At 36.2% G+C, this 25,401-nt stretch carries 21 protein-coding genes and 1 pseudogene; 15 read left to right on the forward strand and 7 right to left on the reverse strand.

The genetic code is table 11. From position 1 onward, the window contains the following. The first annotated feature begins 29 nt into the window (after positions 1–29). The 3 genes from JM83_RS13180 to JM83_RS13190 all read left to right on the forward strand — a co-directional run bounded on the left by JM83_RS13180 (position 30) and on the right by JM83_RS13190 (position 1,198). The gene (locus JM83_RS13180; RefSeq protein ID WP_144962643.1) at positions 30–293 is read left to right on the forward strand and encodes a zinc ribbon domain-containing protein; all 264 of its coding nucleotides are present in this window, start codon (positions 30–32) and stop codon (positions 291–293) included. Between the two features lie 188 nt (positions 294–481). Further along, on the forward strand, positions 482–694 hold the full coding sequence (locus JM83_RS13185; RefSeq protein WP_144962644.1) for a hypothetical protein: 213 nt from the start codon (positions 482–484) through the stop codon (positions 692–694). 282 nt (positions 695–976) lie between these two features. Then, positions 977–1,198: a hypothetical protein gene (locus tag JM83_RS13190; RefSeq protein WP_144962645.1), complete on the forward strand. Its 222-nt coding sequence runs from the start codon at positions 977–979 to the stop codon at positions 1,196–1,198. Between the two features lie 76 nt (positions 1,199–1,274). Here JM83_RS13190 and JM83_RS13195 read toward each other — a convergent pair whose 3' ends face one another. Next, the gene (locus JM83_RS13195; protein WP_144962646.1) at positions 1,275–3,548 is read right to left on the reverse strand and encodes a M3 family metallopeptidase; all 2,274 of its coding nucleotides are present in this window, start codon (positions 3,546–3,548) and stop codon (positions 1,275–1,277) included. Between the two features lie 232 nt (positions 3,549–3,780). Here JM83_RS13195 and JM83_RS13200 point away from each other — a divergent pair, with 232 nt between their 5' ends. The 4 genes from JM83_RS13200 to JM83_RS13215 are packed head-to-tail and all read left to right on the forward strand — an operon-like array spanning position 3,781 to position 10,811. Next, positions 3,781–7,428: a CheR family methyltransferase gene (locus JM83_RS13200; RefSeq protein ID WP_144962647.1), complete on the forward strand. Its 3,648-nt coding sequence runs from the start codon at positions 3,781–3,783 to the stop codon at positions 7,426–7,428. Positions 7,429–7,447: 19 nt separating this feature from the next. Further along, on the forward strand, positions 7,448–9,658 hold the full coding sequence (locus tag JM83_RS13205) for an ATP-binding protein (protein WP_144962648.1): 2,211 nt from the start codon (positions 7,448–7,450) through the stop codon (positions 9,656–9,658). Positions 9,659–9,685: 27 nt separating this feature from the next. Then, complete coding sequence (locus JM83_RS13210; RefSeq protein WP_144962649.1) at positions 9,686–10,243, forward strand: response regulator; 558 nt, start codon at positions 9,686–9,688, stop codon at positions 10,241–10,243. Then, positions 10,230–10,811 (forward strand): biliverdin-producing heme oxygenase, encoded by a 582-nt coding sequence (locus tag JM83_RS13215; protein WP_261376465.1) that lies wholly within the window; start codon positions 10,230–10,232, stop codon positions 10,809–10,811. Before JM83_RS13210 ends, JM83_RS13215 begins: the two co-directional genes overlap by 14 nt. On the opposite strand, the gene JM83_RS13220 is transcribed toward JM83_RS13215, so the two are convergent. Continuing rightward, positions 10,806–11,381, reverse strand: coding sequence for a pseudouridine synthase (locus JM83_RS13220; RefSeq protein WP_144962650.1), 576 nt, complete (start codon positions 11,379–11,381; stop codon positions 10,806–10,808). The two genes, JM83_RS13215 and JM83_RS13220, sit on opposite strands and share 6 nt — an antisense overlap. A 193-nt stretch (positions 11,382–11,574) precedes the next feature. On the opposite strand from JM83_RS13220, the gene JM83_RS19175 reads away from it, so the two are divergent. The 3 genes from JM83_RS19175 to rimK all read left to right on the forward strand — a co-directional run bounded on the left by JM83_RS19175 (position 11,575) and on the right by rimK (position 13,084). Then, a complete protein-coding gene (locus JM83_RS19175) occupies positions 11,575–11,751 on the forward strand; it encodes a hypothetical protein (protein ID WP_186434998.1) in 177 nt (58 codons plus the stop codon). After that, positions 11,729–12,007, forward strand: coding sequence for a hypothetical protein (locus JM83_RS13225; protein WP_144962651.1), 279 nt, complete (start codon positions 11,729–11,731; stop codon positions 12,005–12,007). The genes JM83_RS19175 and JM83_RS13225 overlap by 23 nt, the downstream gene beginning before the upstream one ends. 201 nt (positions 12,008–12,208) lie before the next feature. Then, on the forward strand, positions 12,209–13,084 hold the full coding sequence (rimK, locus tag JM83_RS13230; RefSeq protein WP_144962652.1) for a 30S ribosomal protein S6--L-glutamate ligase: 876 nt from the start codon (positions 12,209–12,211) through the stop codon (positions 13,082–13,084). A gap of 9 nt (positions 13,085–13,093) precedes the next feature. Here the strand turns inward: rimK and JM83_RS13235 are convergent, their stop codons facing one another. The 4 genes and pseudogenes from JM83_RS13235 to JM83_RS13250 form a co-directional block, all read right to left on the reverse strand. Further along, positions 13,094–14,722: an ArnT family glycosyltransferase gene (locus tag JM83_RS13235; protein ID WP_144962653.1), complete on the reverse strand. Its 1,629-nt coding sequence runs from the start codon at positions 14,720–14,722 to the stop codon at positions 13,094–13,096. Positions 14,723–14,748: 26 nt separating this feature from the next. Next, complete coding sequence (locus JM83_RS13240; RefSeq protein WP_144962654.1) at positions 14,749–15,399, reverse strand: lipid-A-disaccharide synthase N-terminal domain-containing protein; 651 nt, start codon at positions 15,397–15,399, stop codon at positions 14,749–14,751. Continuing rightward, entirely contained in the window at positions 15,396–16,109 is a 714-nt protein-coding gene (locus JM83_RS13245) for a glycosyltransferase (protein ID WP_144962655.1), read from the reverse strand. The genes JM83_RS13240 and JM83_RS13245 overlap by 4 nt, the downstream gene beginning before the upstream one ends. A 144-nt stretch (positions 16,110–16,253) precedes the next feature. After that, a pseudogene (locus tag JM83_RS13250) lies at positions 16,254–17,145 on the reverse strand (IS1595 family transposase). Positions 17,146–17,367: 222 nt separating this feature from the next. Here JM83_RS13250 and JM83_RS13255 point away from each other — a divergent pair. From JM83_RS13255 to JM83_RS13270, 4 genes are all read left to right on the forward strand, one after another. After that, a complete protein-coding gene (locus tag JM83_RS13255; RefSeq protein ID WP_409994706.1) occupies positions 17,368–19,047 on the forward strand; it encodes an APC family permease in 1,680 nt (559 codons plus the stop codon). Between the two features lie 247 nt (positions 19,048–19,294). Beyond that, the gene (locus tag JM83_RS13260) at positions 19,295–20,575 is read left to right on the forward strand and encodes a TolC family protein (protein ID WP_144962657.1); all 1,281 of its coding nucleotides are present in this window, start codon (positions 19,295–19,297) and stop codon (positions 20,573–20,575) included. Positions 20,576–20,578: 3 nt separating this feature from the next. After that, positions 20,579–21,496, forward strand: coding sequence for an efflux RND transporter periplasmic adaptor subunit (locus JM83_RS13265; protein WP_144962658.1), 918 nt, complete (start codon positions 20,579–20,581; stop codon positions 21,494–21,496). Next, positions 21,496–22,395: an efflux RND transporter permease subunit gene (locus tag JM83_RS13270; RefSeq protein WP_261376466.1), complete on the forward strand. Its 900-nt coding sequence runs from the start codon at positions 21,496–21,498 to the stop codon at positions 22,393–22,395. Before JM83_RS13265 ends, JM83_RS13270 begins: the two co-directional genes overlap by 1 nt. Here JM83_RS13270 and JM83_RS13275 read toward each other — a convergent pair. Beyond that, a complete protein-coding gene (locus JM83_RS13275; protein WP_144959460.1) occupies positions 22,368–23,135 on the reverse strand; it encodes an IS5 family transposase in 768 nt (255 codons plus the stop codon). The two genes, JM83_RS13270 and JM83_RS13275, sit on opposite strands and share 28 nt — an antisense overlap. 89 nt (positions 23,136–23,224) lie before the next feature. Between JM83_RS13275 and JM83_RS13280 the strand changes: the two genes are divergently transcribed. Beyond that, positions 23,225–25,381: an efflux RND transporter permease subunit gene (locus tag JM83_RS13280; protein ID WP_261376899.1), complete on the forward strand. Its 2,157-nt coding sequence runs from the start codon at positions 23,225–23,227 to the stop codon at positions 25,379–25,381. The last annotated feature ends 20 nt before the right edge of the window (positions 25,382–25,401 follow it).

Here is a 25,401-nt window from a genome sequence, read left to right on the forward strand (position 1 = left end):
AAACCAATAGTTTTATAAAAAGAGAAGGTATGGAAATTTTAATTTGCCAGAGTTGCGGATTGCCATTTGGGAAGAAATCGATGGGAACCAATAGGGACAAAACAAAAAATGATGAATATTGTATTGGTTGTTTCGATAAAGGAGAATTTACAGACCATTCCTTAACCATGCACAAATTAGAGGTAAAACTTGTGGAGATGGCAGAGGTGCATAATGAGATCACTCTGGAAGAAGCTCAAGAAGTAATCAAAGAATTACCTTATTTAAAACGATGGCACATGAGTATTATGTGAATATTCAGGTCTATCCATAACGTATCATAAAATGGTGAATAACATCATTCTAACCCGACCCTTAGGGAGTATCAGGATCTCATAACACCAAGAATCAATATAGTAAATTGAGACCCTGAAATATCCCGACACGGACCAGGGTAACAAAATTACTGGAGGATATACAAAAATATTATAATCTAAACGTTATGGAAAGTATCACTAAATTATTAAACGAGATCACTTTAATCACTTTGAAAATGGAAACAAAATATCCCGAGATCTATAAATTTTTAGATGAAGATACCTTAACGCTTCCTGTTAGAGAGCATCCTAAAATAAATTCTGAAGTATTGTTGGACTATTTAGAAAGTCTAAAACAACTTTTATTCCATCATAAAGAAACCCATCGGATAAATTGATTTAATCCCTCATCGAGGGTTTAATTCCCCGAGGCTTGTCTCGAATTTTTAAAAATAGTTTCCAATGAATACCTCGTGGGCTCGCCCCGAGGTTCTTGATTTTGATATAAAACGTCATCTTCCCAGCCTCATAAATTTCTTATTTTAATGACATAGAGGTTAATATATTGTTTTTCAGCTAATTATGTTTTGTTAAAATATTTCTTAAATAAATTTTATTTTGATTTTTGTGTTCTGGAATCGATTACTTTTGGCGCACTAAATCAATTAATAAATTTTAAAATGAAAAAATCATTTTTTGCTCTTACAGCTATCGTATTAGTGCTGAGTTTTACTTCTTGTAAAGAAGATTCAGCAGAGAAAACTGAAGAAGTGGAAGTAATGGAAACAGAAGTTGAAACTCCTGCAGAAGTTATTGAAACTCCCTCTGAGGAAGTAATAGATACTTTAAACGAAGAAACTGTAGAAAGGGAAGACACAATGACTGAAACTGCGGTAAACTAATTGCAGCACCTTTCTAATATAAAAAGCCCAAACTTTTAGAGTTCGGGCTTTTTTATTTTTAAAAAACTCAGTTTAGCTAGTTCTTATTTTCATCTCCCTGATCTTCTTCCATTTCTTCTTTCATGTCCTCCATTGCATCTTCATCAAGATCTTCTTTATCTTCAGTAGTTGTAGGTACAGGAAAACCTCTATCTCTCATTAAAGCATCTATTTTAGCATCTCTTCCTCTAAATAACCTATATGCTTCCGCAGGATCCATAGAGTTTCTTGGCGCAAATAAGTATTTCACCAATTTGGCTGCCATATCCTTGTCGTAAAAACCTCCAGGGGATTCTGCAAAAGCTTCTGCGGCATCAGCAGTTAAAACATCTGCCCATAAATATCCATAGTATCCAGTTGCATAACCTTCCCCGGAAAAAACATGTCCAAACTGTGGAGAACGGTGACGCATCACAATTTCGTCAGGCATATTTAATTCCTTCAAAGCTTTTTTCTCGAAATTCTTCGGATTTATATTGGAAGGATCTATAGTATGATATTTCATATCCATCAAAGCGGAAGCTAAAAATTCTGTTGTTCCAAATCCTTGATTAAAAGTAGAGGCATTTTTGATTTTCTGTACCAATTCAGCAGGAATTGGCTCCCCTGTTTCGTGATGCAACAAAAATTGATCGATCACTTTATCTGTAGATAGCCATCTTTCCAATAACTGAGACTGAAATTCTGTGTAATCCCGGACCCCTCCATTTAATGTGGGATACTTTACGTTGGATGATAGAAAGTGCAAAGCATGTCCAAACTCATGGAAAAAGGTGGTTGCATCGTCCCATGAAATAAGTGCCGGTTCTCCCAGGGCTGGTTTTACAAAATTGGAGTTGTTTGAGGCTAAAACGGTTTCCTTACCATCAAAAGTGGTGTAACTTCTATATGTTGTTGCCCATGCTCCAGAGCGTTTTCCTGGACGTGCATAAGGATCTAAATACCAAAGCCCAATATGCTCTCCAGTAGTTTTATCGGTTACTTCCCATACTTTTACGTCTTCATGAAAAACAGGAACGCTTCCTTCTGCTACCGGACTAAAATTAAAATTGAATAATTCTCCTGCGGTAAAAAACAATGCTTGTGTAAGATTATCCAATTGTAAATATTGTTTTACTTCATCAGAGTCGAGATCGTATTTTTCTTTTCTAACTTTTTCAGCAAAATACCTGTAATCCCAAGGTTTTATAGTGATATCAAGATCTTCCATTTCGGCAATTGCTTGCATATCTGCCACTTCTTGCTCTACTCGTGCAAGGGCCGCTGGCCAAACAGCATTCATTAGCTTCATTGCGTTTTCCGGATTTTTTGCCATCCTGTTCTGCAAACGCCATTCGGCAAAATTCTTATATCCCATCAACTTAACTCGCTCATTTCGAAGTTTTAATATTTGCGATATCAACTGATTGTTGTCGTATTCATCATTATTATCTCCTCTAGAATAATAGGTTTCCCAGACTTTTTTCCGTAGCTCTCGCTCATCAGAATAGGTCAGAAACGGATCCATGGACGAACGGGTGTTGGTAATGGCATATTTCCCTTCTTTGCCCCTGTCTGCTGCAGCTTTGGCAGCGGCTTTCACAAAAGAATCTGGTAACCCGCCTAATTGATCTTTTTCTAGGTACGTAACATAGCTTTCTTCGTCATGCAATACATTGTTGGAAAACTGAGTATATAACTGAGATAGTTCTTTATTGATCTCGGCATAGCGTTTTTTGGATTCCTCATCTAAATTAGCGCCTTCCATGTCGAAATTCTCATAGATAAGTTGGACCACACGTTGCTGATCCTCGTCTAAAGGATTCTTTAAAGAATTATCATATACCGTCTTTACGCGCTCGAATAATTTTTTGTTTTGTGAGACCTTGGAGGAATAATCTGAAATTTTTGGAGAAAGTTCTTTCTGTATTTCCCTAAATTCAGGTGAAGAAACATTACTGCTCCAAATTCCATAATAGGTAAAGGCCCTATCCAATTCTTTGCCAGATCTTTCCATTGCGGCTATCGTGTTTTCAAAGGTAGCTGGATCCGGATTGCTGGCAATTTTCTGAATTTCCTTTAAATGCATTTCCATTCCCACCTCTATGGCAGGTTGCAATTTGGAAAGCTCCATTTTATCGAATGCAGGTACACCACTGTAAGGCCCTGTCCATTTGGATAACAAGATATTTTCTGAATTTGTGATTGCTTCGGTTTCCATTTTGTTTTTTGGGTTCTCTTGGGCATTAATTTGCATCATGGGAGAGATTGCCGTTACTGTAATTGCGATAAGCCCAAGTGCTTTTTGATAATTTAAAAAGGTTTTTTTCATTTTTTGTTGAAGTTATTTGTCAGGTTGAAATTTATAAAATTGATATTTAAATGATTTAAAAAACTTGTTAAAGCTCCCGTCTTTAAATTTAAGTATTTGGGTTAACTTTTATACGATTTATAGTTATAAACTTTAATCTATTTTTTCTTATACATCCCGAAAATAATTAAATTTGTTACTTTTATTTTTCAATACCTTAAACAATATTCAATTTTTATTGTGAATTATAGCTATGATCCAATCAAGTTCATTAAAATCTTCCTTTATAACAAATAATAATAATCGGGAATCTAGGCTCATAGCGGTAGGTGCCAGTGCTGGAGGATTAGAGGCATTAAAATCCTTTTTTGAGGGAATTCCATCTTCCGATACCAACTCATATATTGTAATTCAACACCTATCCCCAGATTTTAAAAGTATGATGGGGGAATTGCTCGAAAAATCTACCGATCTAATTATAGAAGAAATCGAGGAGAATACTGAAATAAACCCGGGAACCATCTACCTTATTCCTACAACGAGCAATCTTATTCTACAAAATGGCCAGTTGCAATTGATAGACAAGCCAAAGGGCCAAAAATTGAACTTGCCAATAGATATGTTTCTTCAATCCTTGGCACAATTTAAAGAAGATCAAGCAATTGCAATAATCTTAAGTGGTACAGGAAGCGATGGGACCAGAGGGATTAAAACCATAAAAGAAAATGGCGGATTGGTAATGGTGCAAGATCCTGCCCAAGCAAAATTTGATGGAATGCCTCAAAGTGCAATTCAAACGGGCTTGGTAGATTATATCCTGAAAACCGAGGATATGGGGAAGGAGCTTCAAAAATACATTAATGCTCCCGTAGTACTTCATTTTACAGATGATGATATTCAATATGACGAGGTTACGCTCTCTAAAATTTTAAATCTTATTCTCGAAACCACCGATGTGGATTTTAACGAGTACAAACATTCTACACTGGCAAGAAGGGTTGCAAGAAGGGTAAATGTTTGTCAATGTAATTCTCTTTCTGAATATTATAATTTGCTAAAAGCACAACCACTTGAAATTCCAATATTAGCAAGAGAATTTTTAATTGGGGTTACTAAATTTTTTAGGGACCTTCCTGTATGGGATATTATGGAAGAAACCGTGCTTCCAACAATTATTGCAGGCAAGGCAAATGGAGAAAAACTTAAAATATGGGATGTTGCTTGCAGTACGGGAGAAGAGGCTTATAGCTTAGCAATGTACATTAATGAAGAGTTGGAGCGCCAGAACAAAAAGATTGAAGTGAAAATTTTTGCCACAGATATTTCTCAAGAACATTTAGATATTGGGGGATTGGGGATTTATTCTGAAAGTATAGTAGCAGATATAGAACCTAGATTGCTGCAAAAATATTTTATTACCAAAAGCAATGGGTATCAGGCAGTAGAAAAATTGAGGGATATGATTATATTCTCTCATCACAACATTATCAAGAACCCTCCATTTCATAATATGGACTTGGTACTTTGTAGAAATATGCTAATCTACTTTCAACCAAGTATACAAAAAAGAGCATTAAATGTTTTGCATTATAGTTTAAAAGAAAATGGCTTTTTAGTATTGGGAACAAGTGAAAGCGTTAGTAGCCATTCGGAGAGTTTTGAAGTGATTAATAGAAAATGGAAAATATATAGAAATACGCTATTGAGAAAAAGCTTAAATGCCGAAGTGCTTCACTCCTCCGCAAACAATAGGCCTAGAGAAAAATCAAATGCAAGATTAATTTCCAATTCACGGCCTCAAGTTTCAAGTGCTGTACAAAAAGTTAGCAATGAGTTAAACGAAGCCATTCTAGAGCAATTTGGGGGCGCCAGCGTTTTTATAGATTCAGAATATAATATTCTTCAAGCAATAGGAGAATTTAGAAAATATGCAAGCCTTCCTGTTAACGGGTTTTCTATCAATTTACTGGATATGTTAAGTACAGATCTTAAACATATTGTAAAAGCGACGGTAAAAGCGGCCGTGAAAAAGAACGAAAAAGTGGTTTATAAGGATGCTACCTATATACATCAAGATGAAAACAAAAATTTAGATCTCATAGTAAAACCTTTTAAACGTCATAATTTGGATCAAGAGGTAAACTATGTACTTACATTTCTTGAAAAAGATTTAGAACTTTCTCAAATAGATACTGTAGAAAGGCTTACTGTAGATAGTAGATCTCAAAATTATATTCTGGAATTAGAGGAGGATCTTAGAAAAACAAAGGAAGAGCTTCAATCTTCTATTATGGAGGTTGAAACCAGCAATGAGGAATTGCAAGCTGCAAATGAGGAATTATTAGCTTCTAATGAAGAATTGCAGAGTACCAATGAAGAATTACAAAGTGTAAATGAAGAAATAAATACAGTAAATGCTGAAAATATTCAGAAAATTGATGATCTGGCTTCTTTAAATGCAGACATCAATAACCTATTAGAAAGTACAGATATTGGCACCATATTTTTAGATAATGAATTGCGGATTCGAAAATTCACGCCTGCAATTAAAAAACATTTCAGTCTTATTAATTCAGATATTGGACGCCCAATAAATAACTTCAATTCTAATTTCGGCGTTAATAAAACCAAAACGTTGCTTGAAAAATGCACAGAGGTTTTAGCTACTGGTAAAACCATCGTTAGTAATATTAGATCACTGGATAATAGAAGTTATTTACGAAGAATTTCTGTCTTTAAAGATTCCAACGATAAAAGTACTGGTGTTGTAATTACGTTTGTGGATGTGGAATCGCTAGAAAAGGCAAAAAGAAGGGTAGAAGTTAGCGAGAAAAGGTTCAAATCTTTTTATGAGGAAGATCCTATAATGCATATAAGTGTAGATCCCTTTACCCTTAATATTAACCAGTGCAATAAGCATACTTTAGAAAAATTGGGATACGATTCTAAAGAAGAAATTATAGGGAAACCTATTTTCGATCTTTATGAGGATGATGCACAGATACAAGTTCTTAAGTTAAATAGATTATTTAAAGAACGGGGAGAACTTGTAAATGTAGAGCAAGAAATGATTACCAAAGATGGAAAAAAACTGCCAATCATTTTAAATTCTACTTTGGAAATGGATGATGAAGATACCATTGTGGCGTATAGGTTTACTTGCGTAGATATTTCGGCTTTAAAGAAAGCCCAAGAAGATCTAAAAGAGCAGAAATCAGATTTAGAAAGAGTAAATAAAGATCTGGAACAATTTGTTTCCATATGTTCCCATGACCTACAAGAACCCTTGGCTACCATTAAATTTGGAAGTGATATTTTAGGGAAGATCTATGCAGAGAAATTGGATGACAAAGCAAAGGAGTATATTTCTTATATAGATGAGGCTTCAGACAGATTAGCCAACCAGATCAAAGGTTTATTAGAGCATTCCAGAATTGGTAGGGATTCTAAGAAAGTATCTGTAGACTCTAAGGAGCTTATGGAAGTTGTGAAATACGATCTTGGTAAGAGATTGAAAGAAACCAAAGGAAAGGTTTATATAGGTGCACTTCCTAAATTAATGGCCTATGAGATCGAATTAAGATTACTCTTCCAGAATTTATTAAGCAATGCGTTAAAGTATATTGCAAAAGATAGAACTCCAGAAATTAGGGTATCTGCATATCCGGAAGGCGATCATTGGATCTTTTCTTTTATGGATAATGGAATTGGGATTTCAGAAGAAGATCAAAAGAACATTTTTACGATATTTAATAGGGTTCGTACCCAGGATAAATACGAGGGTACCGGTGTAGGTCTAGCTCATGTGGAGAAAATTGTACAATTGCACGAAGGCAGTGTGTGGGTAGATTCTCAATTGGGAGTTGGTAGTACCTTTTATGTAAAGCTTAAAAAAGCTTAATTAAAAAGCACCAGAAGAAATGGATACGCAAAAAACAACCATCACCAATTGTGAAAAAGAACCTATACATATTATAGGGCAATCTCAGGCTCATGGGGTTATTGTGGTATGTAACCCAATAAATTTAGAAATAACTCAATGTACAGGGAATGTAGCGAAATTATTAGGCTTGTCTTTGGAGAATCTATTGGGAAAAAATCTTTCAGTTTTAATTTCTTCTGAAAAAATTGGCCAGATTAAGGAAAAGCTGAACAATGAAAAAACCCTTCTTCCCGATGAAGAAATAATAAATCAAAAAAAGTATTTTATAATCCCCCATCTATCCGACTCTAATCTGGTTTTGGATTTCGAACCGGCAGGTACCATTTTACACTCGTCTTTATTTCAAAATCAGCTTACCGCAATTTTATCAGAAATTGAAAGCACTCAAACTATAGATGAGATGTGTAATGTTGCAGTAGCTCAAATAAAGCAACTGTTTGAGTATGACAGGGTAATGATGTATAAGTTTGATGATGAATGGAATGGGGAAGTTATCGCTGAAGTAAAGGAAGAACGATTGGAAAGCTGGTTAGGATTGCATTATCCTGCGCGCGACATTCCAAAACAAGCTCGTGAGCTATTTTTAAAACAAGGTGTACGAATAATTGCAGATGTCAATTTTAAACCTTCTAAACTAATTCCCGAAATCTCTCCTATTACCAATGAGCCTTTGGATATTTCTAAATCGGAATTACGTGGTGTTTCTCCAATTCATATAGAATATTTGAAAAATATGAAGGTAGGAGCCAGCCTTACGGTAGCAATTATCTTGGAAGGAGAATTATGGGGTTTATTGGCATGTCACCATTACGCTCCCAAATTTATAAACTATCCTCAGCGACAAACCTGTAGGTTCTTAACCCAGGTATTTAGTAATAGTCTTTCGGTAAAAACCACGAAGACATTTTTAGACCATATGGGGGCATCTGAAGTAATTCGGAAGGAGTTAGTGCGCCAAATGGAATCTATACCCAATATTAAAGAATCGCTCTTAAAATTTAACCCAAAATTTACAGATATTGTTGAATGTAGTGGAGGTGCCCTGTATCAGGATGGGAATTTAAGATTGGTAGGTACTACTCCTCAAAAAGAGGAAGTTCTAGACCTACTTCAAAATTACATTTTTCAGAAAGAGGAAGAATTATTTTTCACAAAAAATCTTGGATCTCAATATCCAAAAGCCAAAGCCTACACCAAATTTGCTTCTGGTCTTTTGAGTCTTCAATTAAAAGATGGCAAAAACTCCTATTTATTATGGTTTAGGCCAGAGATTTCTGAAACTGTTACATGGGGCGGTAATCCAGAAAAAATTGGGTTTGTAAAGGAAGGAATAGAATATTTAAGTCCTAGAAAATCTTTTGAAAAGTGGACGCAGCAAAATGCAGGTATTTCTAAACAATGGGAAAATTATGATCTGGAAGCCGTAGCTTCCTTACAAGAAAGCATTACCCACATGATCGTAAAAAAGCAAAGGGATGAGATTTTACATCTCAACGATCAATTGATAGAAGCTAATCAAGAATTACAAACCTTTAGTTATAGTATATCTCATGATCTGAGGGCGCCCTTAAGGGGAATAGATGGGTACGCTAGAATTTTAAGAGATCATCATATAAAGGAACTGGATGATTACAGCAAGCATGCCATAGAGACCATTGTGAAATCTGCAGAGGATATGGATGGGTTAATCGAGGATATTTTAACTTATTCCAGCGTTGGTAAAAATGTGATGAAGCCAGAATTAATTTCTATTGAAAAGTTGGTAGAAGATATAGTGGTTAAACACAATTTAGAAAAGGAATATCCTAACACGAAGCTACAGCTAGCTCCCGATATGCCCAAAATTGAAGGAGACAAAAGGATGATCTCACAATTAATAAATAACTTAATAAGCAATGCTTTTAAATATTCAGCTAAAGTTGAGTTACCTTTGGTAGAAGTTGGTTATTTAAGAGACGATAAAGGCCCTGTTTTTTTTGTAAAAGATAATGGTATTGGGATAGATCCCTCCTTAAATAATAAGATCTTCGATGTCTTCTCCAGATTAGTTGGTGAAGAATATTCGGGTTCTGGAATTGGACTTGCTATTGTTAAAAAAGTAATTGACATTCATAAGGGAACATTGAGAGTGGAATCTGAACCAAATAAAGGGGCTGGTTTTTATTTTACCTTCCCAGATTGGAATTAATAATGTATTCATTTTATTGGTTTAAATATGATAACCATACCATTACGCATACTGATAGCTGAAGACCATAAAACCGATGCGGAGCTTATAACGTATCACTTACATGCTATAGTGGAGGCTCCGGAAATAAAAGTGGTAGACAACCTGATTAATTTTAAGGCGGCTTTACAAAACTTTATACCAGATGTGATCCTTTCAGATTATAATTTACCAAGCTGTACAGGCTTGGATATTTTAAAAGCCACGCAGGAGTATGATATAAATATGCCTTTTATTTTTATTACAGGTACCATAGAAGATGAAGAATTGGCTGCGAATACCATATTGTCTGGCGCTAGCGGATTCATATTAAAGAAAAATATGCATCAACTGCAAGATAAATTAAGGCCCTTGCTAAAAAGGGTTGTTTTTAATATCTCGCAACAGGAAATCGTGAGGGAAAAAGTGCGAAAAAATAGAATTGCTGTAAATCAAATTTATCAGTATCTGGATAATATAAAAGGCGAGAACGAAGAACAGCGGGAGAATTTAAAAGAGATCAAAAAAAATATTGATGAAATAGAATTGGACGATGATGTTAAGTGAGTTAAGAGCGCATACACAATCCCTGCACAAGGAAATAGAAAAAGAGAATCTTGCAGGACTTATTATGGACCACAGTATCTCCAGGAACCAATATAAAACGTTGTTGCTGCAAAACTATATTGCTTATAAAGTGGTGGAAGATGAGGTGTCCCCTTATATGGAAGATTACAAAACGGGTAAAAGCGATCAGTTGAAAAAAGATCTGGATTTTCTGAAGGTTGATATAATAAGACTAAGGGATTTTAAAACGAAATTTAATTGCCAAAATAAAATGGGGGCTCTGGGTGCTGCCTATGTAGTGGAAGGATCGGTTCTAGGAGGCCTTATGATTGCAAAGGAATTAAGTAACTGTATTCAACTTAATGATATTAAAATTCATCATTTCTTTAATGGAGACCGTACTAATATAAATGGTTGGAAACAGTTTTGTAAACAAGTAAAGAACACTCAGTATTCCGAAGAAGAAATAAATCAAGCTGTAGAAAAAGCTAAAGAAACATTTATATTCTTTGGCAAAGTATTTAAAGAAATCCTAGCAGAAGAATTAACCTTAAAGGAAATTTTATAGCTTAAAATTTCTAAGCCTGAAAATTTCTCCTGGTCGTAAAGTGTCTATATACTCATTTGCTATGCGGTATCTTACTAGTCTCAAGGTTGGAAATCCAACCGCCGCGGTCATTTTTTTTACTTGCCTAAACTTACCTTCGGTTAATGTAATAGCAATCCAACTTGTGGGTCCATGACGCTCGTCCCTTATTTTTTTGCTTCGTGCCGGGAATTGAGGAATTTTTTCCAAGTTATGTGCTTTACAAGGCTTGGTCATGTATTTTGTTCCTTTAATCCCTATTTCAACTCCTTTTTGCAAGTTTAAAATTGCAGCTTGGGTTATTAAACCGTCTACCTGAACATAATATTCCTTTTCAACTTTCGAGCTCCTTACCGTGTCACTCATTTTTCCATCGGTGGTAAGGAACAATAAACCTTCGGAATCTTCATCTAATCTCCCAATAGACATCGTGCCTTCTGGAAATGTTCCTAATTCCCCCAGTAATTTTTTGTTCCTTCGGGTATTCTGATTGTAAACAAACTGACTAAGATATCCGTAGGGTTTATAGATCTTGAAATGTTGATGAGGCATGATATGGTTTTACTTAAGCTCAAAAGTATTAAAAAAAGAAAGAAAGCGAAAAGCCGAAAACCGGGAATGACTTTTGATAATAAAATCAGGGATCAAATAATAAAATTAAAGCTTGCTAATTCATTTGATTGGAATAAATTAGCCGAAAAATTTAAGAAAGGTTTCCACCCAACATTAAAAAATATAAGCACCCATGAAAAAAACACTTTTGATACTTCTTGCATTGCCCGTTTTGTTCTTCACATCTTGTTCGGGAGACGATGATTCTTCCCCACCAATTGAAACTACTAGTTTGTATGGAACGTGGGATCTGGACTATTATATACAGAGCGGGGATTTAATAGAAAATGTTACGTGTAGTAACCAATAGTAACCAAATCAGATATACTTTTACCAATACGAAAACCTATACCAAAACCACTTTTGCCGGGGAAGGTTCTACTAATTGTTCTGTTGCTGTGATTGTAAATGGCACATGGGAGAATTTAGGGGATAATCAATTTAAATTAACGCCTAACGGAAGTAATTCTGGCGATAATTTAACCCTCACATTCCTGGATAGTTTTAAGAAGTTCTCTATTAAGTACAGTAGTAATTATACCGAGGTATTTGCAAAAAGAAATTAAATAAAAATTCGAATTGAAGATATTTAGAGTTGCTTTTTTACAGGCAACTCTTTTTTTTATCGAAAGTTTAACTTTAATAGTTTCAGTTTTGGTTTCTTTGCGCTGTAACTTATCAACCTATAAAAAACACCTTTCTGCCGGAAGTTTTATTTTAATGTAATTCCTCTTCCTTACGATTCAAAACAATTTAAAATTTAATACATGAAATTAGTAATTCTATCTGCAAACCCAAATTTATATTCTACAAGAAGACTCGTTGAAGTTGGGGAGAAGAAAGGACATGAAATGATGGTCGTAGATCATACAAAATGCGATCTTGTTATCGAAAAGAAAAAACCTATCGTAATTTATAAAGGGAAAGAACTTACAGATATAGACGGTGTAATCCCAAGAATTGGTGCCTCGGTAACATTTTTTGGTACTGCCGTAGTTCGTCAATTTGAGATGATGAAAGTTTTTACCGCTACAGAATCACAAGCCTTGGTGAGATCCCGAGATAAATTAAGAAGTTTGCAAATACTTTCCAGAGCAAGTTTAGGATTGCCTAAAACCGTATTTAGTAACTATTCCAAAGATGTGAGTAGTGTGATAGATAAGGTTGGGGGTGCTCCCTTGGTGATTAAACTACTGGAAGGAACTCAAGGTCTGGGAGTGGTACTGGCAGATAACAGAAATTCGGCTGAATCCATCTTAGAGGCTTTTAATGGCTTGCAAGCAAGAGTGATCGTTCAGGAATTTATCAAAGAAGCAAAAGGTGCAGATCTTCGTGCCTTTGTGGTAGATGGAGTAGTCGTGGGAGCTATGAAAAGGCAAGGAAAGGATGGGGAATTTAGGTCTAATTTGCATAGGGGAGGTTCTGCAGAGATCATAGAACTTACCGATGAAGAAGAAAATGCGGCACTTAAAGCTGCCCGTGTTATGGGATTGGGAGTTGCCGGGGTAGATATGCTACAATCGGCCAGAGGCCCACTTATCTTGGAAGTGAATTCTTCTCCAGGATTGGAAGGAATCGAGAAAGCAACGGGGAAAAATATTGCCCTTCAAATTATAAAATATGTAGAGAGAAATGCCGAATAGGTTTTGGGATTAATAATAAATCACCCATTTGCCTTTTTCGACTTTATGAGTAAAAGTCTCCAATAGATAGCTCAACGAGTCGTTTAATGGAGACTTTTTTCGTTCTATATATACATGGTCCCTTCCTTGAAACAAGTGCTTGAACCTACTTAATCCTGAAGGATCTTTAAGGTTGATAATATTCTTCTTATAAGTGGTGTTATGTTCAAATTGGATTTCTCGAATGGTTTTGTAATTATTGTCATGAACTGTGATAATGCTGCTATTTAAATAGAATTTTGCTGAAGGGAGCAGGTCATCATACACAATTACATCACTAATAGTACCTCCTTTTTCTTGCTGAATAAATTTTGATATGGACTTAAATGAATTAATTATGTTTGGATTACTGGAAGCAAAGGTTGTATGAACCAATAATAAACATACTATAAAACCAACGCTCAACTGTAAAAGCTTAGAAGTTGTATTTTGTTTGGAAACCTTTAGAAAATATAGCAAACATGCAATTGCAAGAAAAATTATAAAGGAAGTTTGAAGATAATTCACTTCTATTTCAGCATAAAAGAAAGAAAAGATCAACGCGAGGATGAGTATTATAAATAGCGCATAATAGCACTTTATAAAATATCCCAGTTGTTTTTTTGAAAATTTATAAAGCAGCATTCCTCCCAACAATGCAATAAAAGGGAATATTGGCAGGATATATAAGATCAATTTAGAGGAAAAGAGGGAAAACAAAATAAACAAAAGCACAGAAGTACTTAAAATTATTTTTAAAAGCAGGGACTGTTTCCACTCCAATTTTATTTTCTTTAGAAGATAAGTGATAATAAAAATTACCCAGGGTAATCCTAATACAGGTGCCAAGAGAAGATAGTACCAAATTGGCTGACTTCTATGGAACTGATCGGCATTTGTGGCCCTATTTATAATTTGTTCCTGTATAAAATAATCCCAGACTTTAGGATCATCCAAGATAATAGCGAGAAACCAAGAACCCGAAATGGCCAACGTTAATATAGCTCCAAACAGTACAGGCAAAGAAAACTTGATCTTTTCTTTATAGTAAAATTTATAACATACAATAAATAACAACGAAGGAATTAAACCTACAGGGCCTTTAGTAAGAAATGCTAATCCCAAGACCGTAAAAAAGCCATATAAATCCATAGGTTTTTTGCTTTTTTGGTATTTAAGCCATAAGTAAATGCTCCACAAAATAAATGTTACTAAAAAAGCATCGGTGGTTAGGTTCCTCACAGCAATAAGAACTATTGGGAAAGAGCTGTAAATTACTGCGCTTGCGTAAGCTATTTTTTCATCCTTCAATAATAAGTACCCAATCCTAAAGACTAGATAAATTTGTAAAAGGAGAGCAATTCCAAGAAAAAATCGCGCGCCAAATTCATTTATGCCAAAAATAGCATATCCTAAAGAACTTATATAATAGGTGAGTGGTGGCTTATGGTAATGCTTAATACCCAATAAGGTTGGATGCAAATAATCCCCACTAATAACCATTTCCTTGCTTATTTCGGCATATCTGGCCTCGCTTGTTTCGGATAACCCAAAACTTCCAAGACCAATATTAAATACCACGAACAATAATAATAGTAATGTAAATAGTTTTACTTTCATAGTAGTTAGTATAAATCTAATGACTTTCAAAAGACATTTTTCTCCCGGCTCTCAGATCGTATCTGCCTACGTAAGATCACCATATTACGTGCATACATAACAATTCCAAAAGCATGCCCTGCGAATAGAACTGGGTCTACTCTAAATACCGAATAAACAATAATTAGGAAAGATCCTGTAAAACTAAGTAGCCAGAACCCTAATGGTAGTATAGATTCTTTTTGTTTTTCTGAATAGATCCATTGATAGATGAACCGGAGCGTAAAAACAACTTGGGATACTATTCCAAGCATTAATAACCAAAATGGGATGGCTTCGTTTTTAAACAGTCGTTCTGCATCATAAATGTTGTTGTTATATCCCAAAATAACTATCAATATAGGGAAGATCCAGAGTAAAAACCGGAGATATTTATTTAATTTGAGCCATTCCCCCTGCAATTGTAAATTTCTTATATAGATAAAATAGGTAAGGGTTTGCCCAAGCATAATGGCAAAATCACTTCTTAGATATCCGTAGAGGAACATTAAGAAAGAGGCGACCAAACTCATTTTCCAGAAAAGTGAGGGTGTGAGCACTTTTTTGCTTTTTTCAGATAATATCCACTGAAATACAGAGCGCCCAGAGAATAGCAATTGTGCCAAAAAACCAACACTATAAATTATCCAATTGCTCATCCTTTTTTAGCGATCTTATAATTGATGTATTTTTTCTTCATCCATACGTAGGCAAAGCAGTCAATTAAGGGCCCAAGTAACCTATTCCAAACCCCAAAATGTGCCGTTCCTGCCATTCTTGGGAAATGCTTTATTGGTACTTGTTTGATCTTTCCCTGTTGAAGCAAGATCATTGCAGGTAAAAACCGGTGCAATCCCCTAAACATTGGTATGCGCTTGGCATAATCTGTTCTTATCACCTTTAAGGGACATCCCGTATCATCCATCCCATCATTGGTAAAGGTTCTTCGGATTCCATTAGCAATCGTTGAAGACATATTTTTTACGAAAGAATCTTTCCTATTGTTCCGATAGCCGGTCACAAGGTCGTAGCCCACAAGATGGTCTAGCAGAAGATTAAAATCCATTGGGTCCGTTTGAAGGTCGGAATCTATATAACCGGTTAAAGAAGTTTCCACATGATCGAAGCCGGCTTTAATGGCTGCACTTAAGCCACAATTTTTTACGAAACTAATAAATTGAAAATCTGGGTTCGCATTGCAAATTTCCTCAATGATTTGTTGGCTATTATCGCTAGATCCATCATTTATAAATAAAACTTGTGTAGGAACATGTGCTATTTTAATATATTCGGAAAGTTCTTTTTCTACACGTTTCAGATTGTCTTCTTCGTTGTAAAGGGGTACAATTACGGTAAGTGCTTCAGGCATTAAATCTAGATTGGATGGTTTTCTTAAGTATTGTAAACAAATGTATGTAATAATTCTAAAAAGAATCTAAAGAAGCCTTCTGGAAACTTTCTTCAATCCATATTTTCTTTTAAAATTATATTATAATTGAATTGACTTAGGCACTTAATTACTAATATTTTTTATAAGACATGGCGATGCGTTTACCATTCGTATCATAAGATTTTCGAATATTCCTTCCTTCCTGAAGCTTCGGTTGAACCTATAGCAGTACTCATCCAAATAGTCCTGAAGGTCCCAGACGTGGTGGTGCATTCCCCTGAGCCATCCCTTGAGGTTCATTATAGCCCTATGGAGATCGGGGAAATTGGCTCCTTTCTTTCCCGACGGGATCTGCACTAGATTCTCGAAGACCTTGGCCAAGGGGCCATAACCTGACCATTGGTCAGTGGTCACATTGGCATCTACAGCGATATGATGCTTCATGAAATCACCCAACGATGCTGCATCGGCATGGGATATCTCTCGGGCGTAGAGCCTTGAAACGCCCTTTTTCTTTTTCTGAATACCAACTACCACGAGCTTTTTGCTCCCATTTTTTCTTCCACGCACCCCCCTCTTCCTGTCCACCAAAGACTGTTTCGTCCACTTCGGCGGTTCCGGTTATGGGGTGGTCTCCAGAGCTTTTCATGGCCTTCATGACCTTGCGCTTGAAAGACCAGCAGGTCTTTTGCCTAAGCTCCAATTTTCGGCTGAGTTCGGTAGAGGTGATGCCCTTTTTGTTTGTGGCCACGAAATAGACTATGTAGAACGCCTTGACAAGATCGAACTTGACCATATGAAAAAGTGTGTTGGCAGTCGGGGACTCCGTATAATTGCAACTGGTGCACTGCCGCGAAGCAGCTGGCACGCCCTTACAGGATTTCCCATGCCCGCATTTACGGCATAAAAAACCGTTGCCCCATTTTAGCTCTGCCAAATAGGCGAGGCAGTCTCCTTTCGAGGAATACCGTTCCTGAAACTCGAAAAGAGATAGGCTTTTAAATCTTTGCTCCATAATTTCAACAGTTGTTTGCCCTAATATAATGACTTTATTACTAATAACAAAGTGCCTAAGTCAATAATTGAAATTGGATTAAAAAAAAGATTACGCCGGAAGTTAAATACCGCCGACTTTAAAATTGCTTAAGTATTACTCGTTAAATTAGTTATGTATTTAAAGTAATCAAAGGCCAAAAAATTAAATCAGCTCGAAGCTACTGCCATCTGTGGTAACGATATAAGTTCTTCATGTCTTTATGTATCTGCCTTAGCCATCTTTTATGCCGGACAGTATGCTTGGATTTCACTGCTTATGGTCACGGGAGTTCTTTTTCTTTTCAGAAAAATTTATGGGGAAATGGTGGGTGCGTTGCCTCTAAACGGTGGAGCCTACAATGCCTTATTAAATACAACAAAGAAATCCACGGCCTCTCTTGCTGCTGCGCTCACAGTGTTGTCGTACATGGCTACGGCGGTAATTTCTGCCAGTGAGGCTGTGAAATATGCTTATAGTATTTGGGGCCAGATTCCAATATTACCTGTAAGCATCGCACTTTTATTGCTTTTTATGGGATTGGTAATTATAGGGATAGGAGAATCTTCTAAAGTAGCTATTGCAATATTTCTTTTTCATTTAGTATCTCTTACCTTGTTATCTGGATTTTGTCTTTATTATTTTTTTAATAATGGTTTTGAAACTTTAATCTCAAATTTTCATGTTCCTGTTAAAGGAAGTATTGTTCAGGCTTTGTTTTTTGGGTTTTCGGCGGCTATGTTGGGTATAAGTGGTTTTGAAAGTTCTGCTAACTTCGTGGAAGAACAAAAACCTGGGGTATTCCCAAAGACACTGCGTAATATGTGGATTGTCGTAAGTGTTTTTAATCCACTTATCGCTTTTCTTGCCTTGGCATTAATTCCAATAGATGTTGTAAACAGTAATCAAGATGCATTGCTTTCTTTTTTAGGGGAAATATCTGGAGGGAACTGGCTTTCCTTTTTAATAGGTTTAGATGCTTCTTTAGTGCTAAGCGGTGCGGTACTAACCTCGTTTGTTGGCGTGGGAGGCCTTATGGAACGTATGGCTTTAGACAGAATTTTACCCCAGTTTTTATTGAAGAAAAATAGAAGAAATACTTCTTATCTTATTTACATATTATTCTTTGTGTTATGTACTTCAATTTTAATTGTAACAGGAGGTAACTTGGCCAAATTAGCAGGAGTTTATACCATCGCATTTTTATCTGTAATGGCATTGTTTGGAATTGGAAATTTACTGCTAAAAGTTAATAGATCCAGCCTTCCCCGACCCGAAAGAGCAAGCTGGTTAGCGCTTTTCATTGCAATTACCGCCATTATTGCGGCTATAATTGGTAATATCTTTTTAAACCCATCATACTTGTTGATTTTTATAGAATACTTAATCCCCACATTGGGAGTTATATTTTTTATGCTTTATAGAGGATATATCTTCAAATTGTTTCTAGTAATGGGTATGTATTTGTTTCCTGAGAACAATAGACTTTTCCGAAGAATAAATCAAAAGGTGAAATTAAAATTAGCTCAAATATCTTCTCAGCAATTTGTGTTTTTTACAAATCATGATAATGTAGAAAACTTGAATAAAGTTATGCTCTATATTAAGAAAAATGAAACCACCAGAAAGATAAAAATAGTAACTGTGTTAAAGGAAGGGGATGTGGTCGCTAAAAATTTGAAAAATGATATCGATGTCTTGAATAGGGCTTACCCAGCTCTCCATATAGAATTTATAGAAGAACCTGGGGAGTTTGGACCAGATAAAATCGAGGAACTTTCAAAACGTTGGAAAATCCCAATTCATTTTATGTTTATTGGTTCTCCAGGAGATTCTTTTCCATTTAGTGTCCAGGATTTAGGGGAGGTAAGAGTAATTATTTGACGTATCCTCCAAGCTATTTCGCTTTTTCAACTTTAATATATCTTTAGATTCCAGGTTTAATTTTACATTAATTAAAATACCCTAACCGTTGATTTATATGTTTCTAAGTCCTAAGGGAGAAGAGGTGTGACTTTACCGTTATTAACATCCCTTCTCGTTTTAGGCACAATTTATCATAGATATTTCATAATCTGAAAATTGATTACAGGGGGTATTCTGGTTGTTTATTTACCTTAATTTCTACCAATTGAAGCAGTTTAGTTTACTATTACTTTTCGTGTTATTCACTTCATTTTTGAACGCCCAACAAAAAGTAGGCCTGGATTATTTTATTGAAAATGGGCAAAAAAATGCTCCTGCTCTTTTAGAAAATGGAAATCTTCAGGAAATTGGAAAGTTGCAAAATGATCTTATAAAATCTCAAAATAATGCCTTTAAAGTAAATGCCACTTCAGAAGTGTTGGTTGCACCTTACTTTAATAATAATGGTAGCGCATTGGCTATAACCACCACACCATCCTCGAATGCATTTGGTTACGATGTGGGAATTACCAATGGTGGACTTTATTCCTCCCAGATCAATATCACCAAAAACCTTTTTAATCAAGCTGTTTTAAACAACCTTCTTTTTCAGAACAAAATTAGCAACAATTCCTTGGTGCTTTCTTCGGAAGAATTCTCGCACAACTTAATAAAAAACATTTCTGAAGCTTATATAATTGCTTACCAACTTCAGCTACAAGAAAAATTTAACCGTGAACTTTTAAAAGACATGGGTACAAGGTTAATAGTGGTGGAATTGTTGGTCAAAAAAGGGATCTTAATGGAAAGTGACTATTTGTTATTGGAGCTGGATGTTGAAGGAAAAAAGTTGGAATTGCAACAATTGGAAAGCTCCTTTACTACTGCTATAAATCAGTTATACACTTTGAGCGGATTTCCAGTGGAGGCGGTTGATGAATTGACAATTCCCAATTTTGAACAAATTGAATCCCCATTAAAAAAATTCTATGAACAACGTTTTGAAAATGATAGCCTACAATTAGAAGCAGATCGAGCAGTTTTTGAAAATCAGTATAAGCCGCAAGTTAGTGTCTATGCTAATGGCGGACTTAATGCGGTAGAACTTAATAATATTGAGCATAAAATTGGAGCTAGTGCGGGTTTGCGCTTAACTATCCCTATTTACGATGGAAATCAACGAAAGATCAATTCCCTACAATCTCAATTAAAACAAGATAATTTAAAATATTATAAGCAGAATTCCAATGTTCAGTATGCCAATAATTTAAGGAATATAGCACAGCAAATGGAAGCGCTAAATGCAAATAAAATGGCTCTGGAGAATCAACTGAAGAAGCAGCAAAATATTTTAGGGATCTATAAAGGGAAATTGGTACAAGGCCAAATTTCGATCGTAGATTATTTGAATGTTGTTCAAAATTACAAACAGAATGTATATGCAAAATTACAAATGCAAACCAATAATTGGCTCTTACAGAGTGAGTATAATTTTATAAACTGGTAAAATATGACTGGTAAATTAATAAAGAGTATTTATATCCCTGTTTTCATCATGTTCTTTTTGGCATGTAAAAATAAAGTTGAAACCACTTCAGGAAAAAAAGCTGCAATTACAGTGGAGACTACTTTGGTACAACAAAGCGATATCAAGGAATATCTCACTTTTAATGGGGTTAGCAAGTATCAGAAAAAGGAGAATATAAGGGCGAATGTTACGGGCTATATATCTCGAATGAATTTTAAAATTGGCGACAGAATTAACAAAGGACAGCTATTTGCAAGTGTGAGAACAAAAGAACAGGATGCCCTAAAAGATGCTGTAAAAATAGATAGTTCCCTTTCTAAATTTATTAGCCCTATAGTTATTAGGAGCAATGTTTCTGGGGTTATTTCTGAATTGAAAATAACTTCCAACGATTATATTGCAGAGGGAGATATATTAGCTTCAGTAGTGCAACCTAAATCTTTGGTAATTCAGGTAAATGTCCCTTATGAATATGAAGATTATGTGAGTATAGGAACACTTTGCGAGATCGTGCTTCAAAATGAAGAAACCATAATCGCCAAAATCACAGGTAGTTTACCAACGATAGATCCTGTTGCACAAGCTCAAATATTTTTAATTGCTTTACCGGATACAGATCTGCCTGAAAATTTGAATGTACAGGTGAGAACGGTATATAGGGAAGCTGTAAATGCCCTAAGTATTCCAAATTCTGCTTTACAAACCAATGAGTTACTCACAGAATACTGGGTAATGAAGGTTGTTCAAGATTCCTTGGCGATAAAACAAAAGGTGATCCCAATGCTAAGAAATGATTCTTTGGTTCAGATAGCTCCCGGATTATTAAAAGTAAATGATATTATAATTACGGAAGGCGCATACCAAATGCAGGATTCCACCATTGTTAGCAAATCCAATTAATGAAAGATCTTCATTCTAAATATAAATTTCCGCTTTTAGCCATTGCAATCTTACTGTTAGCTGGTGGAATTTTTTCTTATTCAAATTTAAAAACAGGACTTTTTCCGGATATCACCTTTCCAAAGATCAAGGTAATTGCAGATGCCGGGCAGCAACCTGTAGATAAAATGCTAACTACGGTTACCATCCCGTTGGAAAACATTATTCGGCGAACGGAAGGTTTACAATACATAAGAAGTACAACGTCCAGAGGGAGCTGTGAGATATCGGTGTTTTTAGATTGGAATACCGATATAAATACCGCTAAAGCCCAGATTGAATCTTTTATTAATCAATCTCAAGGGGGCATTCTGCCCAACACGGTATTTTCGGTAGAAAAAATGAATCCTTCGATCTTGCCTGTTATGGGATATTCCTTGGAGGGAGATAACTTATCTCAAGTAGATCTTAAGAAGATCGCGAAATATCAAATTAAACCTTACTTAGCTGCAGCTCCCGGGGTATCGGATATCGCGGTTATAGGAGGAAAGGATAAGGAATATCAAATTGTTTTAAAACCAGATATTATTAAATCTTTGGGAATTTCCATTACATCTATAAAGGATGCCATTGTAAATTCCAATGTTTTACAATCTAATGGTTATATAACAGATTATAACCGCATGTATCTTACGTTAACCGATAATGCTGTAGACGATCTGGAAGATCTTCAGTCATTGGTAATCATTAATAGTCCCAATAGATTAATACGGTTGAAAGACGTTGCAGAAATCAAAATAAGTGAGGTTAAGGAATATGTGAAAATTTTAGCTAATGGAAAGAATGTTCCTATTATTGCAGTTAGAGCATGTTTAAAAACGATTCACAAGAATCATTCGATTCTATTGAGGATAATCTGACAATTCTGCCACAATACCCAATATTCCTGACTTTCCGGTGTTTTTTCATAATCCTTGTCCAGTCGCCTGAAGAAATTGAAGATCCCGAAGGTCCTTTCGGTGACCCATCTCCACTTTACCGGGACAAAGCCTTTCGAGGATGGCGGGCATGACGAGATCTCCACTTCCAGCCCTATTACCGTCCTCTCGACCCACTCCATGAACACCTTCTTGTAGGCATGGTCGGCCAGTATCTTTTCCATCCGGTCCAGATAGCCCAACAGGGGCTCCACCACCCTCTCGGCCACCGCCCCGTCGGCCTGGTTCGCCGCGCCTACCACAACGCCCCATACCAGGCCGAGGGTATCGGTGATCGCGTGCCGTTTCCGTCCGTTTATCTTCTTGTTCCCGTCGATGCCCTTCGACTCGGAGGTCATCGGCCCCGCCTTGACGGACTGGCTGTCGATCGACAGCATACTGGGTGTTGCCCCCTTTCCCTGCCGCTTCCTCTCCATCATGTTCAGCCCTGCGTTCAGCCTTGAAAGGGTGCCGTCCCGGCCCCACTTCCTGAAATGGTAGTAGACGCTCTCCCATTTGGGAAAGCATTCCGGTAGGTTCCGCCATTGGCAGCCGGTGCGCAATATCCAAAGGATGGCGTCGGCAATGTCGCGCAACTTATAGTGGCCCTTGATTTTAACGGGAAGGAATTTTTTCATAATTTCCCACTGTTGGGCAGTCGATCGGGTGTATCTCGATTTCATAAACTCTGTTTTATTTGTGAACTACAAAGTTTATACTGCCCAACTTTTTTTACAAACTTTCACCCAAATTTGTTTTTAAACATGCTCTTATAAAACAACCCAACGCAAACTTAATAGATGTAAATGCAAGTATCGAACAAAAAGTTGCCGAGCTATCTAAAACCTTACCAAAAGGGGTGGTATTAAAGCCTTATTATAAGCAAGCAGATTTTGTAAATACAAGTATTAAAAGCATTCAAGATGTACTTCTAATTGGATTGGTGCTGGCGTTATTGGTAGTTATCTTTTTCTTGAGGTCGTTTTCGGCTAGTATGGTAGTTTTGTTTACCATCCCGGTTTCACTTTCCCTTACCTTAATTGTTTTAGATGCGGTAAACTACACTTTTAATATCATGACGCTTGGAGCAGTGGCAGCGGCAATTGGGCTCATGATAGATGATGTGGTTATAATTATAGAGCAAATCCATAGAATACGGGAGGAACATCCCGATCAACCAATTTCTTGGGTGGCACATGAGGCTATTCAGCATCTTTTCCCTGCTATGTTAGGTTCCTCTTTAAGTACATTGGTGATTTTTATTCCTTTTGTTTTAATGACGGGAGTTGCCGGGGCATATTTTCAGGTAATGGCTTTTAGTATGATTATCGCCTTGGCTTCATCTTTTGTAGTCACATGGTTGATAGTTCCTGTATTCTCTATTTTATTTGCAGGAAAGAAATCCAAAGAAAGAAAACACGAACCTAAAACCAAGTGGATACATAGTGTTTTAAGGAGACCTATAATTGGGGTTTCTTTCCTAGTTGTCTGTATTGTGATTTTAGCGATTATTCCTTCAAATTTACCATCTGGATTTTTACCGGAAATGGATGAAGGTAGTATTGTACTGGATTATAATAGTCCGGCAGGTACCACTTTAGAAGAAACCGATAGGATGCTTCAAATATTAAATGGGATTTTGGATACCCAGCCGGAAGTAGAAGCGTATTCTGCCAGATTAGGAACGCAAATGGGATTTTTTATTACTGAACCCAATAGAGGAGATTATTTAATTAAGCTAAAGGATAAAAGAAATACTACCACAGATGAGGTTTCCGATGAAATACGAAAAAGAGTAGAAGCTGCGGTACCACAACTTACGGTAGATTTTGGACAGGTAATTGGAGATATGTTAGGAGATCTTATGAGCTCTGTGCAACCTATAGAGGTGAAAATCTTTGGGAACGAAGTAAAAAAAATAGAAGCTATTTCTATGGAGGTTGCCGCAGAGATCGAAAAAGTTTCTGGAACTGCCGATGTGTTCGATGGAATTGTAGTGGCGGGTCCTACCTTGTCCATAATTCCAAATGTCCCTGTTTTGGCTCAGTATGGAATGACTCCGGCAGATTTTCAACTTCAGCTTCAAACCCAGATAGAAGGTACTGTGGTCAGTACTATGTTAGATAGGGAACAAATTGTAGATATAAGGTTGATTTATCCGGATGCATACAAAACCTCCATAGCAGATATTAAAAACACATCTATTCTATTGCCTAATGGCGCGAGTGTTCCCATAAATAATGTTGCTAGTATAGAAGTCGGGAAAGGGGTGGCAGAGGTCAATAGGGAAAATCAAAAATCTATGGGCGTAGTGACTGCCCGGTTGGATAATCGCGATCTGGGCTCTACTTTAAAGGAAATTCAAGCTTCCCTTACCAAAAACGTGAGTTTGCCCTCGGGTTATACTATAGAATATGGAGGCGCTTATAAGGAACAACAAAAAGCATTTAAAGAATTGATGATGATCTTGATCTCTGCAATTCTATTAGTATTTATTGTTATTCTATTCTTATTTCGAAGGATCAAAATTGCATTGGCAATTATAAGCATCGCCATTTTGGGAGTTGCAGGCTGTTTGTTGAGTTTATATTTAACGGGCACTCCGCTAAACGTGGGAAGTTATACGGGGATTATAATGATTGTGGGGATTATAGGGGAAAATGCCATTTTTACCTACAGGCAATATCAGGATAGTGATAAGTCTATGTCCCATCTGGAAAAGATAGAGTATGCTATAGCAGCCAGATTAAGACCCAAATTAATGACCGCTTTTGCAGCAATTATGGCATTAATGCCATTAGCACTGGGAATTGGAGCAGGCGCACAACTGCATCAACCTTTAGCAATTGCGGTGATTGGGGGATTGGTGTTTGCATTACCTTTACTCTTAATTGTATTGCCTACAATCCTGAAATTGATAAAGGAATAATATAATTTTAAATTGTCAAT

The sequence above is a fragment of the Gillisia sp. Hel_I_86 genome (genome assembly GCF_007827275.1).
Classification (GTDB): domain Bacteria; phylum Bacteroidota; class Bacteroidia; order Flavobacteriales; family Flavobacteriaceae; genus Gillisia.

What these genes read in the sequence shown, in the direction of transcription:
- JM83_RS13180 (WP_144962643.1), top strand. Translation starts at nt 30, where the DNA reads ATGGAAATTTTAATTTGCCAGAGTTGCGGATTGCCATTTGGGAAGAAA.
- JM83_RS13185 (WP_144962644.1), top strand. Translation starts at nt 482, where the DNA reads ATGGAAAGTATCACTAAATTATTAAACGAGATCACTTTAATCACTTTG.
- JM83_RS13190 (WP_144962645.1), top strand. Translation starts at nt 977, where the DNA reads ATGAAAAAATCATTTTTTGCTCTTACAGCTATCGTATTAGTGCTGAGT.
- JM83_RS13195 (WP_144962646.1), bottom strand. Translation starts at nt 3,548, where the DNA reads ATGAAAAAAACCTTTTTAAATTATCAAAAAGCACTTGGGCTTATCGCA.
- JM83_RS13200 (WP_144962647.1), top strand. Translation starts at nt 3,781, where the DNA reads ATGATCCAATCAAGTTCATTAAAATCTTCCTTTATAACAAATAATAAT.
- JM83_RS13205 (WP_144962648.1), top strand. Translation starts at nt 7,448, where the DNA reads ATGGATACGCAAAAAACAACCATCACCAATTGTGAAAAAGAACCTATA.
- JM83_RS13210 (WP_144962649.1), top strand. Translation starts at nt 9,686, where the DNA reads ATGATAACCATACCATTACGCATACTGATAGCTGAAGACCATAAAACC.
- JM83_RS13215 (WP_261376465.1), top strand. Translation starts at nt 10,230, where the DNA reads ATGATGTTAAGTGAGTTAAGAGCGCATACACAATCCCTGCACAAGGAA.
- JM83_RS13220 (WP_144962650.1), bottom strand. Translation starts at nt 11,381, where the DNA reads ATGCCTCATCAACATTTCAAGATCTATAAACCCTACGGATATCTTAGT.
- JM83_RS19175 (WP_186434998.1), top strand. Translation starts at nt 11,575, where the DNA reads ATGAAAAAAACACTTTTGATACTTCTTGCATTGCCCGTTTTGTTCTTC.
- JM83_RS13225 (WP_144962651.1), top strand. Translation starts at nt 11,729, where the DNA reads ATGTTACGTGTAGTAACCAATAGTAACCAAATCAGATATACTTTTACC.
- rimK (WP_144962652.1), top strand. Translation starts at nt 12,209, where the DNA reads ATGAAATTAGTAATTCTATCTGCAAACCCAAATTTATATTCTACAAGA.
- JM83_RS13235 (WP_144962653.1), bottom strand. Translation starts at nt 14,722, where the DNA reads ATGAAAGTAAAACTATTTACATTACTATTATTATTGTTCGTGGTATTT.
- JM83_RS13240 (WP_144962654.1), bottom strand. Translation starts at nt 15,399, where the DNA reads ATGAGCAATTGGATAATTTATAGTGTTGGTTTTTTGGCACAATTGCTA.
- JM83_RS13245 (WP_144962655.1), bottom strand. Translation starts at nt 16,109, where the DNA reads ATGCCTGAAGCACTTACCGTAATTGTACCCCTTTACAACGAAGAAGAC.
- JM83_RS13265 (WP_144962658.1), top strand. Translation starts at nt 20,579, where the DNA reads ATGACTGGTAAATTAATAAAGAGTATTTATATCCCTGTTTTCATCATG.
- JM83_RS13270 (WP_261376466.1), top strand. Translation starts at nt 21,496, where the DNA reads ATGAAAGATCTTCATTCTAAATATAAATTTCCGCTTTTAGCCATTGCA.
- JM83_RS13275 (WP_144959460.1), bottom strand. Translation starts at nt 23,135, where the DNA reads ATGAAATCGAGATACACCCGATCGACTGCCCAACAGTGGGAAATTATG.